Origin of the sequence: Enterobacter cloacae complex sp. 382A5, from assembly GCF_050031095.1 — a bacterium.
In the GTDB taxonomy this organism is placed as follows: domain Bacteria; phylum Pseudomonadota; class Gammaproteobacteria; order Enterobacterales; family Enterobacteriaceae; genus Enterobacter; species Enterobacter cloacae.
Map to the genome: position 1 here is coordinate 3,670,311 of NZ_JBLGVK010000001.1, position 17,302 is coordinate 3,687,612.

At 56.7% G+C, this 17,302-nt stretch carries 13 protein-coding genes; 3 read left to right on the top strand and 10 right to left on the bottom strand.

The window, feature by feature from the left end:
• Positions 1-39: 39 nt before the first annotated feature.
• Positions 40-2,271 (bottom strand): GTP diphosphokinase, encoded by a 2,232-nt coding sequence (gene relA / locus ACQG2G_RS17280; protein ID WP_013098518.1) that lies wholly within the window; start codon positions 2,269-2,271, stop codon positions 40-42.
• Between the two features lie 51 nt (positions 2,272-2,322).
• Positions 2,323-3,621 (bottom strand): 23S rRNA (uracil(1939)-C(5))-methyltransferase RlmD, encoded by a 1,299-nt coding sequence (gene rlmD / locus ACQG2G_RS17285; RefSeq protein WP_013098519.1) that lies wholly within the window; start codon positions 3,619-3,621, stop codon positions 2,323-2,325.
• A 57-nt stretch (positions 3,622-3,678) separates the two neighbouring features.
• Between rlmD and barA the strand changes: the two genes are divergently transcribed.
• Positions 3,679-6,438 (top strand): two-component sensor histidine kinase BarA, encoded by a 2,760-nt coding sequence (gene barA / locus ACQG2G_RS17290; protein ID WP_061771909.1) that lies wholly within the window; start codon positions 3,679-3,681, stop codon positions 6,436-6,438.
• A gap of 79 nt (positions 6,439-6,517) precedes the next feature.
• Here the strand turns inward: barA and ACQG2G_RS17295 are convergent, their stop codons facing one another.
• The 8 genes from ACQG2G_RS17295 to syd all read right to left on the bottom strand — a co-directional run bounded on the left by ACQG2G_RS17295 (position 6,518) and on the right by syd (position 14,858).
• A complete protein-coding gene (locus tag ACQG2G_RS17295) occupies positions 6,518-7,648 on the bottom strand; it encodes a glycerate kinase (RefSeq protein ID WP_061771908.1) in 1,131 nt (376 codons plus the stop codon).
• A 77-nt stretch (positions 7,649-7,725) separates the two neighbouring features.
• Positions 7,726-9,063 carry a glucarate dehydratase gene (gene gudD, locus ACQG2G_RS17300; RefSeq protein WP_061771907.1) on the bottom strand — a complete coding sequence of 446 codons (1,338 nt, stop codon included), beginning with the start codon at positions 9,061-9,063 and terminating at the stop codon, positions 7,726-7,728.
• 15 nt (positions 9,064-9,078) lie between these two features.
• Positions 9,079-10,419: an enolase C-terminal domain-like protein gene (locus ACQG2G_RS17305; protein ID WP_020689314.1), complete on the bottom strand. Its 1,341-nt coding sequence runs from the start codon at positions 10,417-10,419 to the stop codon at positions 9,079-9,081.
• The gene (gudP, locus tag ACQG2G_RS17310) at positions 10,419-11,774 is read right to left on the bottom strand and encodes a galactarate/glucarate/glycerate transporter GudP (RefSeq protein ID WP_013098524.1); all 1,356 of its coding nucleotides are present in this window, start codon (positions 11,772-11,774) and stop codon (positions 10,419-10,421) included. The genes ACQG2G_RS17305 and gudP overlap by 1 nt, the downstream gene beginning before the upstream one ends.
• Before the next feature lie 334 nt (positions 11,775-12,108).
• Positions 12,109-12,555, bottom strand: a complete 447-nt coding sequence (locus tag ACQG2G_RS17315; RefSeq protein WP_020689316.1) for a flavodoxin — start codon at positions 12,553-12,555, stop codon at positions 12,109-12,111.
• A 15-nt stretch (positions 12,556-12,570) separates the two neighbouring features.
• Positions 12,571-13,356, bottom strand: a complete 786-nt coding sequence (gene truC, locus ACQG2G_RS17320; RefSeq protein ID WP_013098526.1) for a tRNA pseudouridine(65) synthase TruC — start codon at positions 13,354-13,356, stop codon at positions 12,571-12,573.
• Positions 13,353-13,682: a YqcC family protein gene (locus tag ACQG2G_RS17325; protein WP_061773053.1), complete on the bottom strand. Its 330-nt coding sequence runs from the start codon at positions 13,680-13,682 to the stop codon at positions 13,353-13,355. Before ACQG2G_RS17325 ends, truC begins: the two co-directional genes overlap by 4 nt.
• Positions 13,683-14,312: 630 nt before the next feature.
• The gene (gene syd, locus ACQG2G_RS17330) at positions 14,313-14,858 is read right to left on the bottom strand and encodes a SecY-interacting protein (protein WP_013098528.1); all 546 of its coding nucleotides are present in this window, start codon (positions 14,856-14,858) and stop codon (positions 14,313-14,315) included.
• A 68-nt stretch (positions 14,859-14,926) separates the two neighbouring features.
• On the opposite strand from syd, the gene queF reads away from it, so the two are divergent.
• Positions 14,927-15,769 carry an NADPH-dependent 7-cyano-7-deazaguanine reductase QueF gene (queF, locus tag ACQG2G_RS17335; RefSeq protein WP_061771906.1) on the top strand — a complete coding sequence of 281 codons (843 nt, stop codon included), beginning with the start codon at positions 14,927-14,929 and terminating at the stop codon, positions 15,767-15,769.
• A 116-nt stretch (positions 15,770-15,885) separates the two neighbouring features.
• The gene (gene ppnN / locus ACQG2G_RS17340; RefSeq protein ID WP_348595936.1) at positions 15,886-17,250 is read left to right on the top strand and encodes a nucleotide 5'-monophosphate nucleosidase PpnN; all 1,365 of its coding nucleotides are present in this window, start codon (positions 15,886-15,888) and stop codon (positions 17,248-17,250) included.
• The last annotated feature ends 52 nt before the right edge of the window (positions 17,251-17,302 follow it).

A 17,302-nucleotide genomic window follows, 5' to 3' on the forward strand; every position in this document is an offset into this window, starting at 1 on the left:
GTGGCGGCGTTGCCTTACCCGGCTTACAGAAGAGGATGTTTAACCGCCGTGGAGACGACGCGCGTCAATCACATCCGGGACCTGGTTCAGTTTGCCAAGCACGCGGCCCAGCACCTGCAGGTTGTAGATTTCGATGGTCATATCGATGGTGGCAAGCTGCTCGCGGGTATCGCTGCGGCTGGCAACGCCCAGCACGTTGACCTTCTCATTGGCAAGAATGGTCGTAATGTCGCGCAGCAGACCGCTGCGGTCGTTGGCGGTGACGCGCACCACCAGCGAGTAGCCGGCAGAGTAGCTTTCACCCCAGACGGCTTCAACGATGCGTTCCGGCGCATGCGACTGCAGCTCAGCAAGCTGGTCACAGTCTGAGCGGTGAATCGAAATCCCACGCCCCTGGGTGATAAAGCCGACGATGTCGTCCCCCGGGATAGGCTGGCAGCAGCGGGCGATGTGGTGCATCAGATTGCCGACGCCTTCCACCACCACGCGGCCATTGTCTTTGCTGCGCTGCTGCGGGGCGTAGGTTTTCTGCTGCAGCTGTTTCAGCGCCGCCGCATCCTGCTCTGCCGCACTTGGCTTGTTGAACTGCGCCTGCAGGAAATTCACCATCTGGTTGAGACGAATATCGCCGCCGCCAATGGCCGCTAACAGCTCATCGAGCTCATTAAAGTTGTAACGCGGCAGCAGGAACTTCTCCGCCTCTTTCAGGCTGATGCCTATATGCTCCAGCTCGTCATCCAGGATCTGACGACCGGCAAGGATGTTCTTGTCACGATCCTGTTTACGGAACCAGGCGTGAATTTTGGAGCGTCCGCGGCTGGTGGTGACATACCCCAGGTTCGGGTTCAGCCAGTCACGGCTCGGGTTTGGCTGCTTCTGGGTGATGATTTCAATCTGATCGCCCATTTGCAGCTGGTAGGTGAACGGCACAATGCGCCCGCCGATTTTCGCACCAATGCAGCGGTGCCCGACATCGCTGTGGATGTGATAGGCAAAGTCGAGCGGCGTTGACCCGGCAGGCAGGTCGACAACGTCCCCTTTAGGCGTAAAGACGTACACCCGGTCGTCGAAGACCTGGCTGCGCACTTCGTCGAGCATCTCGCCGGAGTCGGCCATCTCTTCCTGCCACGCAATCAGCTTACGCAGCCAGGCAATGCGGTCTTCGTGACCGGTGCGCGCTCCGCCCGAGGTGCCCTCTTTGTATTTCCAGTGCGCGGCGACACCCAGCTCGGCGTCTTCGTGCATCTGTTTGGTACGGATCTGAATTTCAACCGTTTTACCGCCGGGGCCCAGCACCACGGTATGAATAGACTGGTAGCCGTTAGGTTTCGGGTTGGCGACATAGTCATCGAACTCATCCGGCAGATGGCGGAAGTGCGTGTGCACGATCCCCAGTGCGGCGTAGCAGTCCTGCAGACGCTCCGCCACAATACGCACGGCACGCACGTCGAACAGCTCGTCAAAGGCGAGGTGTTTCTTCTGCATTTTGCGCCAGATGCTGTAGATATGCTTTGGCCGACCGTACACTTCGGCACGGACGTTCTCTTCCTTCATCGACTGGCGCAACCCGCTGACAAATTCTTCAATATAGTGTTCGCGGTCGATACGGCGTTCATGCAGCAGTTTCGCAATGCGCTTATATTCCGCCGGGTGCAGATAACGGAAGCAGTAGTCTTCCAGCTCCCATTTGAGCTGACCAATGCCTAAGCGGTTCGCCAGCGGCGCATAAATGTTTGTACACTCTTTGGCGGCGAGTACGCGCTCATCTTCCGGCGCGTCCTTCACTTCACGCAGGTGGGCGATACGCTCGGCAAGCTTGATCACCACGCAGCGGAAATCATCCACCATGGCCAGCAGCATCCGGCGAACGTTATCGACCTGTTCAGAGGAGACGGAATCGGTGTGTGCGGCTTTGAGCTGACGAATGGCCGCCATATCGCGGACACCGTGGATCAGCGCCACGACCGATTTTCCGACGCTTTCACGCAGCACGTCTTCCGTGACGACGTCCGCATCGGCAAGCGGGAACAGAAGCGCGGCCTGCAGTGTTTCGATATCCATATTAAGCATGGATAAGATTTCGACCATCTCCACGCCGCGCCACAGCAGCAGCTCGGCGTCCGGATGCCCCAGCGTGGTGCGCTGACAATAGGCCCAGGTTTCGGTTAAGCGTTCACACGACTGCTGGCTGGAAATTCCCAGACTTGCGATCCATTTTTGAGGGTCAAACTCACCAGCTTTATTAAGATGTGCACTTCTTACCGCAACCATCGTCCTCTCCTTTAGGGACCAGGGCCTGTCGAAGTCGACAAGCCAAACTAATTAGATGTGCTCGAACAACACCATTGATTCCAGATGCCCAGTGTGCGGGAACATGTCCAGCATTGCCAGACGCTGAATCTGGTAACCCGCGCTGAGTAATGCCTCGCTATCCCGGGCAAGCGTTGCCGGGTTACAGGAAACGTAGACCACGCGTTTCGGGGCGAGTTTAATTATATGCTGCATCACGCCCGGTGCGCCTGCCCGTGCCGGGTCGAGCAGGATTTTGTCAAAGCCCTGTTTTGCCCAGGGCTGCTGCGTGACATCTTCCTCCAGATTTTGATGAAAGAATGTCACATTTTGCAAGCCGTTCTGTTGCGCATTCTCCTGGCCTTTCGCCACCAGCGCGTCGACGCCTTCTACCCCCACAACACTCGCCGCTTTACGGGCCAGCGGCAGCGTGAAATTGCCCATGCCGCAGAAGAGATCAAGCACGCGGTCGGTCGGCTGGACATCCAGCCACGTCAGCGCGGTTTCGATCATCTGCTGATTGACGCCGTCATTAACCTGGATGAAATCCCGCGGACTGAACGTTAAGCGTAGTCCGTTTGACGCATACCAGGGCGCGTCACCTGTAACCTGCTCCAGTATCTCGCTTTGTGGGGCGAGAAAAAGCGCCAGCTCGTGGGAATGCGAAAAGCGTTCCAGTTTTTCGCGGTCTTTTTTGGACAGCGGCGCGGTATGGCGCAGCACCATCAGCGGACCATTGTTTGCCAGGACCAGTTCCACATGCCCGAGGTGGCGAACACTGTCCAGCCCGGACAGGCATGCGTGCACGTCCGGGAGCAATGCCTCAAGACGGGGCACCAAAATGGGGCACTGCCTGATATCGACGATATCGCTGGAGCCCGCTTTGCGAAACCCCATCTCCAGCCGCTCGTTTTTGGGCTGATAGCTAAGGCTCAGCCGCGCGCGACGACGATAGCCCCAGGGCTGGTCGGCAATGATGTCGTCAACGTCATGCCTGAGCAGGCGTGCCAGGGCATTACTCTTACTTTTTTGCTGTAAAACTACGCTGGCATGTTGTTGCTGGCAGCCTCCGCAGACGCCAAAATGCGGGCAGCGTGGCTCTGTGCGCTCCGGGCTGGTGGTCAGACGGCGCTTCACCTTCCCGCGTGCGTACTGGCGTTTATCTTCCGTCAGCGTAATTTCTGCTCGTTCTGTGGGCAGCAAACCTGTTATAAACAGTGTCTTACCATTGTGATGCGCGACGCCCTGACCAAAAGGGTCAAGGTCCGTGGCTTCGACAGTGATGATCTGACGCGTCGTCACGCGTCGCTTTGCAGAGTAGAATTGCGCCATCGCCGGGAATTTTCTCAAATATACATAATTATCTTAATTGTCCCATAACGGAACGCCATGACCAACTACAGCCTGCGCGCGCGCATGATGATTTTGATCCTCGCCCCCACCGTTCTCATCGGTTTGCTGCTGAGCATCTTCTTCGTTGTGCACCGCTATAACGACCTGCAGCGACAGCTGGAAGATGCCGGAGCCAGCATCATCGAACCCCTGGCCGTGTCCAGCGAATACGGGATGAACCTGCAAAACCGCGAATCGATTGGTCAGTTAATCAGTGTGTTGCATCGCCGCCACTCGGATATTGTGCGTGCGATCTCCGTCTATGACGAGCATAACCGGCTGTTCGTCACCTCTAATTTTCATCTTGATCCGGCAGCGTTAAAAATTCCTGACGGTTCGCCCTTCCCGCGCCATCTCACGGTGATGCGGCGGGGCGATATTATGATCCTGCGCACGCCGATAATTTCGGAAAGTTATTCGCCGGATGAGTCCGCGCAATCCGACGCCAAGTCCAGTAGCAATATGCTCGGATATGTGGCGCTGGAGCTGGACCTCAAGTCGGTGCGACTGCAGCAGTACAAAGAGATTTTTATCTCCGGCGTGATGATGCTGTTCTGTATCGGCATTGCGCTTATCTTTGGCTGGCGACTGATGCGCGATGTGACCGGGCCCATCCGCAATATGGTCAACACCGTTGACCGCATTCGCCGTGGCCAGCTCGATAGCCGCGTGGAAGGGTTTATGCTGGGCGAACTGGACATGCTGAAAAACGGCATCAACTCGATGGCGATGTCGCTGGCGGCCTATCACGAAGAGATGCAGCATAACGTGGATCAGGCTACTTCGGATCTGCGCGAAACGCTGGAGCAGATGGAGATCCAGAACGTCGAGCTGGATCTGGCGAAAAAGCGTGCCCAGGAGGCTGCCCGCATTAAATCGGAGTTCCTTGCCAATATGTCACACGAGCTGCGTACGCCGCTCAATGGCGTGATTGGCTTTACCCGCCTGACCCTGAAGAGCGAGCTCAACCCCACCCAGCGCGATCACCTGCACACCATTGAACGTTCGGCCAACAATCTGCTGGCAATCATCAATGACGTGCTGGACTTCTCCAAGCTGGAAGCGGGAAAGCTGATTCTGGAGAGCATTCCGTTCCCGCTGCGCAGTACGCTTGATGAGGTGGTTACGCTGCTGGCGCACTCGTCGCACGACAAAGGGCTTGAGCTGACGCTGAACATTAAAAACGACGTGCCGGATAACGTCATCGGCGATCCGCTGCGCCTGCAGCAGGTCATTACCAATCTTGTCGGTAATGCCATCAAATTTACCGAAAGCGGCAACATCGACATTCTGGTGGAAAAACGTGCCATCAGTAATAACAAAGTACAGATTGAAGTTCAGATCCGCGATACCGGCATTGGCATTCCCGAACGGGATCAATCCCGTCTGTTCCAGGCGTTTCGTCAGGCGGATGCGAGTATTTCACGGCGTCACGGTGGTACGGGCCTGGGGCTGGTTATCACGCAAAAACTGGTTAAAGAGATGGGCGGCGATATCTCTTTCCACAGCCAGCCAAACCGGGGGTCGACGTTCTGGTTCCATATCAACCTGGATCTCAACCCGAACGTGCTGACGGACGGCCCGGTGACGGATTGCCTGAAAGGCAAGCGCCTCGCTTACGTGGAGCCGAACGCCGCCGCTGCCCAGTGCACGCTGGACATCTTAAGCACCACGCCGCTGGAGGTGGTCTACAGCCCGACCTTCTCTGCGCTTACCGTTGAGCATTACGACATCCTGCTGATGGGGATCCCGGTCACCTTTACCGGGGAGCTCACCATGCAGCAGGAACGGCTGGCGAAAGCCGCATCAATGACCGACTACCTGCTGCTGGCGCTGCCGTGCCATGCGCAAATCAATGCCGAAGAGTTGAAAAACGACGGGGCGGCCGCCTGTCTGCTTAAACCGCTCACCGCCACACGCTTGTTGCCTGCTCTGACGGCCTACTGCCGCCTGAATGAGCATGCCGTGGCGCTGGTTAATGACGAGCAGAGGCTGCCGATGAGCGTGATGGCGGTAGATGATAATCCGGCAAACCTGAAGCTGATTGGCGTGCTGCTTGAGGATCAGGTTCAGCATGTTGAGCTCTGCGCCAGCGGTGCTGAGGCGGTTGAACTGGCCAAACAGATGCAGTTCGATTTGATTCTTATGGATATTCAAATGCCGGGTATGGATGGCATTCGCGCCTGCGAGCTTATCCGCCAGCTACCTCACCAGCAGCAAACGCCGGTCATTGCCGTGACCGCGCATGCGATGGCCGGGCAGAAAGAGAAGCTGCTCGGCGCCGGAATGAATGATTATCTGGCGAAACCTATCGACGAAGAGAAACTGCATAACCTGCTGCTGCGCTATAAGCCGGGGCATATCGGCGGCACGTATACCTTATCAGCAGAACCAGTTGAGATTAGCGTGAATCAGAACGCCACCTTTGACTGGCAGCTTGCGTTACGCCAGGCGGCGGGGAAACCCGATTTAGCCCGCGAGATGCTACAGATGCTGGTCGCGTTTCTGCCGGAAATTCGCAATAAGGTAGAAGAACAGCTGGTGGGCGAAAACCCGGAGGAGCTGCTGCAGGCTATCCACAAGCTGCACGGTAGCTGTGGTTACAGCGGCGTGCCCCGCCTGAAAAACCTCTGCCAGTTGCTGGAGCAGCAGCTACGCGCAGGGACACCAGAATCTGAACTGGAACCGGAGTTCCTTGAACTGCTGGATGAGATGGATAACGTGACGCGGGAAGCGATGAAGGTGTTAGGAAACTGAGGTAAATGCCCGGTGGCGCGACGCTTACCGGGCCTACACCCTCCCCCCTCTCCCACCGGGAGAGGGAGAACTACATCCCTTACCCGAGTTTCAGTACCGCCGCGATATTTCTTGCGGCCATCCTGACGTTCTCGCTGGCATTTTCCAGCGCATCTTCCAGCGAGCAGATGGTGTAAATCACGCTAAACACCGCATCGATGCCGTGATCGTGCACGACGCCAACGTCCGCCGTCAGACTGCCTGCAATCCCGATAACCGGCTTGTTGAAGCGTTTGGCTACCTTCGCCACCCCAACCGGCACTTTGCCGTGGATCGTCTGGCTGTCGATGCGACCTTCACCCGTTATCACCAAATCCGCATCGGCAATCTGGTCAGCCAGATGTAGCGCATCGGTGACGATCTCAATGCCCTGGCGCAGCTGCGCACCGCAGAAGGCGTACAGCGCCGCCCCCATTCCACCTGCCGCGCCGCCGCCCGCCAGGTTGAGCACATCCATATCAAGATCCCGGGCAATGACCCGCGCATAGTGCGCAAGCGCGTTGTCCAGAGTGATGATCATCTCGGGTGTGGCCCCCTTTTGCGGGCCAAAAACCGCTGATGCGCCCAGCTTACCGGTAAGCGGATTCGTCACATCGCAGGCCACTTCTATGCGGCACTCGGCCAGACGCTTGTCCAGCCCGCTCAGGTCGATACGGGCAAGTTTGCCCAGCTCGCCTCCGCCCTGCCCCAGCGGCTGTTCACGGTCGTCCAGCAGCCTGGCCCCCAGCGCCTGCACCATTCCTGCACCGCCATCATTGGTGGCGCTGCCACCGATGCCGATGATGATATGCTTAACGCCCGCATCCAGCGCGTGACGGATAAGTTCACCCGTGCCCCAGGAGGTCGTTTTCAGAGGATCGCGCTGCGAAGGTGCAACCAGCTCAAGACCACTGGCCGCCGCCATTTCGATAAAGGCGCTCTTCTCGTCGCCGGATATCCCGTAAAACCCTTCCACGCGATGGCCCAGAGGGCCGGTCACCGGAACATGCACAATGCGTCCCTGCGTTGCCGCGATCATCGCTTCGACGGTGCCTTCACCGCCGTCCGCGACCGGCAGTTTGACGTAAACCGCCTCAGGAAAGATCTCGCGAAAACCCTGCTCTATCGCTGTCGCAACCTCAAGCGCACTCAAACTTTCCTTATACGAGTCCGGTGCGATAACAATTTTCATAAGCCATCCTTACGCATAGTCGTTACGTTAAGCATACACCACGTAAAGAACCGCTCATGGGAGCGGTCCCAATGCGTTTATCGTACCATGCACGGACGTTTATTGTCGAATGTCCACTCTGGGATCAGATACTGCATCGCCATCGCGTCATCGCGCGCACCCAGCCCATGTTTCTGGTACAGCTCGTGAGCTTTCATCACCTGATCCATATCCAGCTCCACGCCCAGACCCGGTGTGGACGGGACCTGCACCATCCCCCCTTTGATTTCAAATGGCGCTTTCGTCAGACGCTGATTGCCTTCCTGCCAGATCCAGTGGGTGTCGATCGCGGTGATCGTGCCCGGCGCGGCAGCGGCCACGTGGGTGAACATCGCCAGCGAGATATCAAAGTGATTATTGGAGTGCGAGCCCCAGGTCAGACCGAACTCATGGCACATCTGCGCCACGCGTACCGAGCCCTGCATCGTCCAGAAATGCGGGTCCGCCAGCGGAATATCGACAGACTGCAAGGACAAGGTGTGCCCCATCTGACGCCAGTCGGTGGCGATCATGTTGGTCGCGGTAGGTAAACCGGTGGCGCGGCGGAACTCCGCCATCACTTCACGGCCAGAGAAACCTTGTTCTGCCCCGCACGGATCCTCCGCGTAGGCCAGCACGCCTTTCAGCTGCTTGCCGATGGCGATCGCTTCATCAAGCGACCAGGCCCCGTTCGGATCCAGCGTGACGCGCGCCTGCGGGAATCGTTTAGTCAGGGCTGAGATAGCTTCGGCCTCTTGTTCCCCGGCCAGCACGCCGCCCTTCAGTTTGAAATCATTAAAACCATATTTTTCGTACGCGGCCTCCGCCAGGCGCACCACAGCATCCGGCGTCATCGCTTCATCGTGGCGGAGTCGGTACCAGTCACATTGCTCGTCCGGCTGGCTCTGGTATGGCAACGGCGTCAGGTTGCGGTCGCCAACAAAGAACAGATAGCCCAACATCTCCACTTCGCTGCGTTGCTGCCCCTCACCCAGCAGGGAAGCAACGTTAACCCCCAGGTGTTGACCTAACAGATCCAGCATGGCGGCTTCGATGCCGGTCACCACGTGGATGGTGGTGCGCAGATCAAACGTTTGCAGCCCACGGCCACCCGCATCGCGATCGGCAAAGGTATTCCGCACGGTATTTAAGACGTTTTTATATTCGCCCAGCGTTTTTCCCACCACCAGCGGGATGGCATCTTCAAGCGTTTTGCGGATCTTCTCACCGCCCGGGATTTCCCCCACGCCGGTATGCCCGGCGTTATCTTTAATAATGACAATATTGCGGGTGAAAAACGGCGCATGTGCGCCGCTCAGGTTCATCAGCATGCTGTCATGGCCGGCAACCGGAATGATCTGCATGGAAGTAACAACAGGGGTGGTAAAAGTGCTCATGGTGCAATCCTTTTATCAGTGACGTCCAAAAACTGGGCGCTTACGGTCAAATGTCCAGCCAGGGATCAGGTACTGCATCGGCCCGGCGTCATTACGCGCGCCGCCCGGCAGTTTTTTATACGCTTCATGCGCCTTGTGGACCTGATCCCAGTCAAGCTCCACGCCCAATCCCGGCGCATCCGGTACGGCGATGGTGCCGTTTTTAATTTCCAGCGGATTTTTCGTCAGGCGGGCCTCACCCTCCTGCCAAATCCAGTGTGTGTCGATAGCGGTTGGGTGACCCGGTGCCGCCGCGCCAACGTGGGTAAACATCGCCAGCGAAATATCGAAATGGTTATTGGAGTGACAACCCCAGGTGAGCCCCCAGTCATCACACAGCTGCGCCACACGCACGGCGCCTGAAAGCGTCCAGAAGTGCGGGTCTGCCAGCGGAATATCGACCGCATTCAGCATGACCGCATGGCCCATTTCACGCCAGTTGGTGGCGATCATGTTCGTAGCGACCGGTAGCCCGGTGGCACGTCGGAATTCCGCCATCACCTCGCGACCCGAGAAGCCTTGTTCAGCTCCAACCGGATCTTCCGCGTAGGTCAGGACATCCCCCAGACCTTTGCACAGGGCGATAGCCTCATCCAGCAGCCAGGCTCCGTTAGGGTCAACGGTAATGCGGGCATCCGGAAAACGTTTCTTGAGCGCACGCGCGGTTTCAATCTCCTGCTCGCCGGGTAATACCCCGCCTTTGAGTTTGAAGTCTTTAAAACCGTAGCGGTCCTGTGCCGCCTCGGCCAGCCGAACCACCGCGTCACTGGAGAGCGCCTCCTGGTGACGCAGGTGATACCACTCATGGTGGCCCGGCGAGTGCGCCAGATAAGGCAGATCGGTTTTTTGCCGATCGCCAACATAAAACAGATAGCCGAGTACCGTCACCGCGTCACGCTGCTTGCCCGGCCCCAGCAGTTCACAGACCGGAACGTTCAGCGCCTTACCGAGCAAATCGAGCAGGGCGGCCTCCAGCGCGGCGACAGCATTGACGCGCAGCTCAAACGTCCAGGCGCCTTTGCCGAAGGTGTCAAAGTCCGCCGACTGGTTGCCTTTGTGAACACGCTGGACCACTTTATTCAGACGGGCGACCTCCTGGCCGACCACCTGCGGAATGGCGTCTGACAGCGTCTGGAAAATTACCTCACCGCCCGGCGCTTCCCCAACGCCGGTGTTCCCTGCGCTGTCGGTCAGCACCACGATATTGCGGGTAAACCAGGCGTTATGCGCGCCGCCAATGTTAAGCAGCATGCTGTCCTGGCCGGCCACCGGGATGACCTTCATGTCGGTAATAACCGGGCTCGATTGTGTTGTCATCAGCCACGCTCCGCTACAGGTTTGAGTTCAATGCGTTTGATATCACCCACCAGCACCAGATAGCTCAGGACCGCCACCAGGGCGTGCACACCCACATAAATCAGCGCACCGTTGAATGAGCCCGTGGTCCCGACGATGTAGCCAATGGCAATCGGGGTGACAATCCCGGAGATGTTGCCGAACATGTTAAACAGACCGCCGCTCAGGCCGCTGATCTCTTTTGGCGCGGTATCCGCCATCACTGCCCAGCCCAGCGCACCAATCCCTTTCCCGAAGAAGGCCATCGCCATAAAGCCGATGATCATCCACTCCGCGCTGACGTAGTTACAGAACACCATGGTCATTGAAAGCAACATGCCGAGCACAATTGGCGTTTTACGGGCGATGTTCAGCGAACCGGTACGACGCATCAGCCAGTCGGAAATCACCCCACCCAGTACGCCCCCCACAAAGCCGCAGATAGCCGGTACGGAGGCGACAAAGCCTGCTTTCAGAATCGACATACCGCGTGCCTGCACCAGATAGACCGGGAACCAGGTGATAAAGAAGTAGGTTAAGGCGTTAATGCAGTACTGCCCCAGGTAGATGCCGATCATCATGCGCGAACCGACAAGCTGCTTGATCTGCGCCCATTTCTGGCTCAACGGAACTTTTGCTTTTTGGCTTTTCTGATCCATGTTGATCAGCGCCCCGCCTTCCGCAATGTACTCCAGCTCTTTCTTGTTTACGCCCGGATGTTGGTTCGGCTCGTGGATCACTTTCAGCCAGATAAAGCTGATGACGATCCCCAATCCGCCCATGAAGAAGAAGACGTGTGACCAGCCCACTTCATGCGTCAGCCAGCCCATGATTGGCGCAAAGATCACCGTCGCGAAATACTGTGCAGAGTTAAAAATCGCCACCGCCGTTCCCCTCTCCTGCGCCGGGAACCAGGCGGCCACGATGCGGCTATTACCCGGGAAGGATGGCGCTTCTGCTAACCCCACCAGGAAGCGGAGAGTAAAGAGCGCGACGATAATACCGAAGCCGCTGAAGATATCGACGAAGCCCTGCAACAGGGTAAACATCGACCAGATAAAGATGGACCAGAAGTAGACGCGCTTGGATCCAAAACGATCGAGCAGCCAGCCACCCGGGATCTGTCCAATAACATAGGCCCATGAAAATGCGGAGAAAACATACCCCATGCCAACCGGATCAAGCCCAATGTCTTTTGCCATTTCAGAGCCGGCAATCGACAGCGTGGCGCGGTCACCATAGTTAAAGGACGTGACGATAAACAGCATCACCACTATCCAGTAGCGAGCGTTAGTGCGCTTCTCCGCACTGCTCGCCGCGTGGCTTAATGTACTCATTGTTGCACTCCTGAAACATAGCTTTCGCCTGGTTCACTCTGTACAGCACCGGTAGGGTAATCAGAATGAGATTTGTGTTTGTCGTTTTGGTACGGCCTGAAGCCGTTTTATTGTGACCGGGAAAGTATATGAAGGAGTGACACGTTCTCTCACCGTGCAAAAACACAACATTAAGGGGCATGAGAAAGGTTGTTTGTGGCAAAAGCCTAAAAGAATGGAAGATGGTTCACGGAATTGGCGTTTGGTGCGGAAGTTATCGCCGGGTGGCGGCAACGCCTGACCCGGCCAGGAAAACCCGCAGGCCCGCGCAAGCGAAGCGCCGCCGGGCAGGATGTTATTTAAGCAGTGTGGCCCAGTTCTCAACCCACGGGTTTGATTCGCTTTCGGGTTCCGGGTGTTCTCCGGCGTCAATCAGCAGCATGTCGCCCACGCGCTGGGCGCTCTGTTCCTGCAGGAGTGCGTCGAACTGCTTGCCGCCGCCGCAGAAATTGGCGTAAGAGCTGTCGCCCAGGGCGATGATGCCGTAGTGAACGTCCGGCTGGTAGCCAATATCTTTAATGCCCTGGAAAAGCGGCACGATGCTGTCCGGCAGATCGCCCTGCCCGGTGGTGGAGGTGACCACCAGAATGTATTTATCTTTATACTTTTCCCAGTCTGCCAGCTCCGGATCTTCATAAACCTTGGCTTTATGACCCTGGCTTGTGAGTATCGCTTCCGCCTCTTCCGCAACCAGCAGCGAGTTGCCGTACATTGTGCCGACAAAAATGCCTACTTCAGCCATGATATGTTCCCTAAATTATTGCGCTTGCCGTTCATCCTGAACGTTGCCCGGTACAAACTCAACCCTTTCATTTTTGGGGAGTTGCCCCAGCCAGCCAAACTGTGACAGCGCCTGCATCCAGACATCATCCAGCCCCGCATGGATCGTCAGAGGTTTGCCGGTAAACGGATGCGTCAGGCTCAGTTCGCTTGCGTGCAGCATCAGACGATCGCAACCAAAATGTTCAGCCGCACTGCGGTTCTGGCGCAGATCGCCATGCTTGCTGTCACCGATAATCGGATGTCGCAAATGCTTCAGGTGTCGGCGGAGCTGGTGTTTACGCCCGGTTTTGGGCAAAAGCTCAACCAGGCTGTAGCGAGTGGTGGGAAATTTGCTGGTTGCCACCGGCATTTCAGTCGTCGCCATACCGCGATACTCGGTTACCGCAGGTTGCGGACCTTTGTCATCACGGGCAAATTTATCGGCGATTTTGTCCAGCTCTTCCACCAGAGGATAGTCAAGCGTCGCGGCTTCTGTCAGCCAGCCACGCACGATCGCGTGGTAGCGTTTCTGGATCTGATGCTGCTCAAACTGCTGCGCCAGCAGACGACCCGCTTCGCTGGACAGTCCCATCAGCAGTACACCGGAGGTGGGTCTGTCCAGGCGATGGGCGGTAAACACATGCTGACCAATCTGGTCGCGCACGGTCTGCATCACAACCACCTTCTCGTCACGATCCAGCCAACTGCGGTGCACCAGCCATCCCGACGGTTTGTTCACTGCCACCAGCCACTCATCCTGATAGAGGATCTCAAGCGTCATGCGTCATCACCGGCAAACAGCGCATCCAGCTTTTCCAGCTCAGCCAGCATGACAGCACGCGCCGGGTGGCTGGCCTCCAGCGCCATTTCATAGTAAGGCGAGACCGCAAACGCCTGAGGCAGCGGATGTCCCCCCTCCAGCAGCGCATGCATACGGGGAATTAACACCCACTGGAGCCACTCAAACGGTGCCAGCGTATCCAGGCAGAAAGGCTGGGTGCTTGCGAACGCCTCTGGCTGCGGCGCGGTCTCCTGCCACAGCTGATGTTGGCGCAAAAGAGCTTCGATGGCGTGCAACCGGGCACGAACGCTATCGTGTTGCGTCATAGTAACCTCAACTGAAAAAATGAACGGCGCGCAGCATAGCATTGCAGGCAGCAGAAATAAAAAAAGGGAGCACTGTAAAAACAGTGCTCCCGGTTCGTTTCGCAGCATTCCAGCTACAATTTATGCTCCCTGCTCTTCCGTGACAACTTTTCCTGAAGCCCGAAGGCCTGTTCATCCGTAAACTGTTTGCATCCTGCACACATCGTCCTGATGTGTCTGTTTCATCCTGAAACGTCCTGGCCATCCTGACCCACCGATCATCCTGAGCGGCTCTCGTTCTCCTTCCTGGAGGTGTCCCTTACGCGTCCTGCGTTATCCTTTGCTTCATCCTGAAGCCTTCCTGCAGCGCCATCCTGACGTGTCCTGTGTGAGAAGCGCCATCATCCTGATGTTCGTTTCTCGTGTCGGCGTCCTGTCGACAGAGATAGAATCCGCTATTCCGCTTCGTCTTACAACCCACCCTGTAAGCGTTGTCAGCCTCCGAAAAGCGGGTTTGCTGCATCAGAATTTTATTAATCCTTTGATAATTATCATAATATTTTTCTTAATTACGTAAGGTAATACTGATCGTTGCGGCGATCTCTCACAAACCGTGTAAGAGATCTCTCACACGCGCTGTAGCATGATGGATTACAGAAGCGGCTCAAGTCGGGTAAGGAAATCCGCAAGTGAGGGGGCGAGGGTCTCGCGATTGCGGGTGCCGATTGTCTCTTTGATCACTTCACCAGACAGGTTGCAGACGGAAATAACATCCAGTTCACTGTCCAGCGTGGCAATAAAGAGTGTCGGAGAAAGCTTAAGGCGTTTTTGCGTGACCAGATGACCAATCAGGTTTTCCTGAACACGCTGCAGATCGTCTTCGCTCCAGGTCTGCAACAGCGTCAGCGTTACCTCACCAAAGCGGGCAGGCATATCCCCTGCAAACTGCGTGGTGTAGAACGCGTGAACCGCTGGTTGTACCACAATGTCCATTGCCCGTTCAACCGCATTTACATTCTCCTCGACAGACCAGGGCTGCGGCTGCCAGATAACGTAGTCGTCCACCGAAGAGATAATGCAGGGCGAAGGCACACCATAGAGATCAGCACTTTGCGGCCAGGTGCCCCGGGTGTCATGCCATGCGTCGCAGTAACGGGTCGTGAAGGTCTTGAGGGCATTTGCAGTTTCGATATCCACCGATTTCTCTCTTCTGGTAAGACAGGATAAACTCAGCCCTAAGTGTACCTGTAAAGTGACTATGAAACATGTCTTACGAAAATCATCAGGCGTTAAGTGGCTTAACGCTGGGTAAATCGACCGATTACCACGACACCTACGATGCCAGCCTGCTGCAGGGCGTTCCGCGCAGCCTTAACCGCGATCCTTTAGGGCTGCGTGCAGACGCGCTGCCGTTTGTCGGCGGTGATATCTGGACGCTGTATGAGCTCTCCTGGCTGAATGCTCGCGGTCTGCCGCAGGTGGCGGTAGGCCAGGTTGAGCTGGATCATGCCAGCCTTAACCTGGTGGAATCCAAAAGCTTCAAGCTGTATCTCAACAGTTTTAATCAGACCAAATTCACCAGCCTGGAAGAGGTTCAGCACACGCTGGAGCGTGATTTACGCGCCTGCGCCCAGGGCAACGTGACCGTTGCGCTGTATCGCCTGAATGAACTGGAAGGGCAACCTGTCGCCCATTTTAACGGCACCTGCATTGACGATCAGGATATCGAGGTGGATAACTACGAGTTCAGCGCCGGGTACCTGGAAAATGCGGCAAGCGGGAAGATCGTGGAAGAGACGCTGGTCAGCCATCTGCTGAAGTCCAACTGCCTGATCACCCACCAGCCGGACTGGGGTTCTGTGCAAATCCAGTATCGCGGCCCCAAAATTGACCGGGAAAAGCTGCTGCGCTATCTGGTGTCGTTCCGCCATCACAACGAATTCCACGAGCAGTGCGTGGAGCGCATCTTCAGCGATATTCAGCGCTTCTGCCAGCCAGAAACGCTGAGCGTGTACGCGCGCTACACCCGTCGTGGCGGGCTGGATATTAACCCGTGGCGCACCAATACCGATTTTGTGCCTGCAACGGGCCGACTGGTGCGTCAGTAATATAAATATTTTCACAATATGCGCGGGTAATGCAGCGCATTAGGTTGTGAAACGTCACGCGGCAGGGCTATTGTAATCAGCAGGGAATGACGATAATCGTCCCATAAGGAGCTCACTTGATTACACATATTAGCCCGCTTGGCTCAATGGATATGTTGTCGCAGCTGGAAGTGGACATGCTTAAACGCACGGCCAGCAGCGATCTTTATCAACTGTTTCGTAACTGTTCACTTGCCGTACTGAACTCCGGAAGCCTGACAGACAACAGTAAAGAACTGTTATCCCGCTTCGAAAGCTTTGATATCAACGTGCTGCGCCGCGAGCGCGGCGTAAAACTTGAAGTGATCAACCCGCCGGAAGAGGCCTTCGTCGACGGGCGGATTATTCGTTCCCTGCAGGCCAACCTGTTTGCCGTGCTGCGTGACATCCTGTTTGTTAACGGGCAGATCCACAACGCGGGCCGCTTCCAGCATCTTAACCTGGAAAGCTCGGTTCATATCACCAACCTGGTGTTTTCTATTCTGCGTAACGCCCGTGCCCTGCACGTTGGCGAAGCACCGAATATGGTCGTCTGCTGGGGCGGTCACTCCATTAACGAAACCGAATACCTGTACGCCCGTCGGGTGGGTACCCAGCTCGGTCTGCGTGAGCTGAATATCTGCACCGGCTGTGGCCCAGGCGCGATGGAAGCGCCAATGAAAGGTGCCGCCGTGGGTCATGCCCAGCAGCGTTATAAAGAGGGGCGCTTTATCGGCATGACCGAGCCGTCGATCATCGCCGCTGAGCCACCTAACCCGCTGGTCAACGAGCTGATTATCATGCCGGATATCGAAAAGCGCCTGGAAGCGTTTGTCCGTATCGCTCACGGCATCATCATCTTCCCGGGCGGCGTGGGTACGGCAGAGGAGCTGCTCTATCTGCTGGGGATCATGATGAACCCGGCCAACAAAGATCAGGTTCTGCCGCTGATCCTGACCGGGCCGAAAGAGAGTGCCGACTACTTCCGCGTGCTGGACGAGTTTATCGTGCATACGCTGGGTGAAGCCGCGCGTCGTCACTATCGCATTATCATTGACGATGCGGCAGAAGTGGCGCGTCAGATGAAAAAAGCGATGCCGCTGGTGAAAGAGAACCGTCGTGATACCGGTGATGCCTACAGCTTTAACTGGTCAATCCGTATTGCGCCGGATCTGCAGATCCCGTTCGAACCTTCGCATGAGAATATGGCGAACCTAAAACTCTATCCTGACCAGCCGGTAGAAGTGCTGGCCGCCGACCTGCGACGCGCCTTCTCGGGCATTGTGGCGGGTAACGTGAAAGAGGTGGGGATCCGCGCCATTGAGCAGTTTGGCCCGTATAAGATCCACGGTGACCCGGAGATGATGCGCCGCATGGACGACATGCTGCAGGGCTTTGTCGCCCAACACCGTATGAAGCTGCCGGGCTCGGCTTATATTCCTTGCTACGAAATCTGCACATAAGGCGTTAATCGTTCTTCTGAGGGCCGGAGCGCGTTCTGTCGTTACCCGGCCT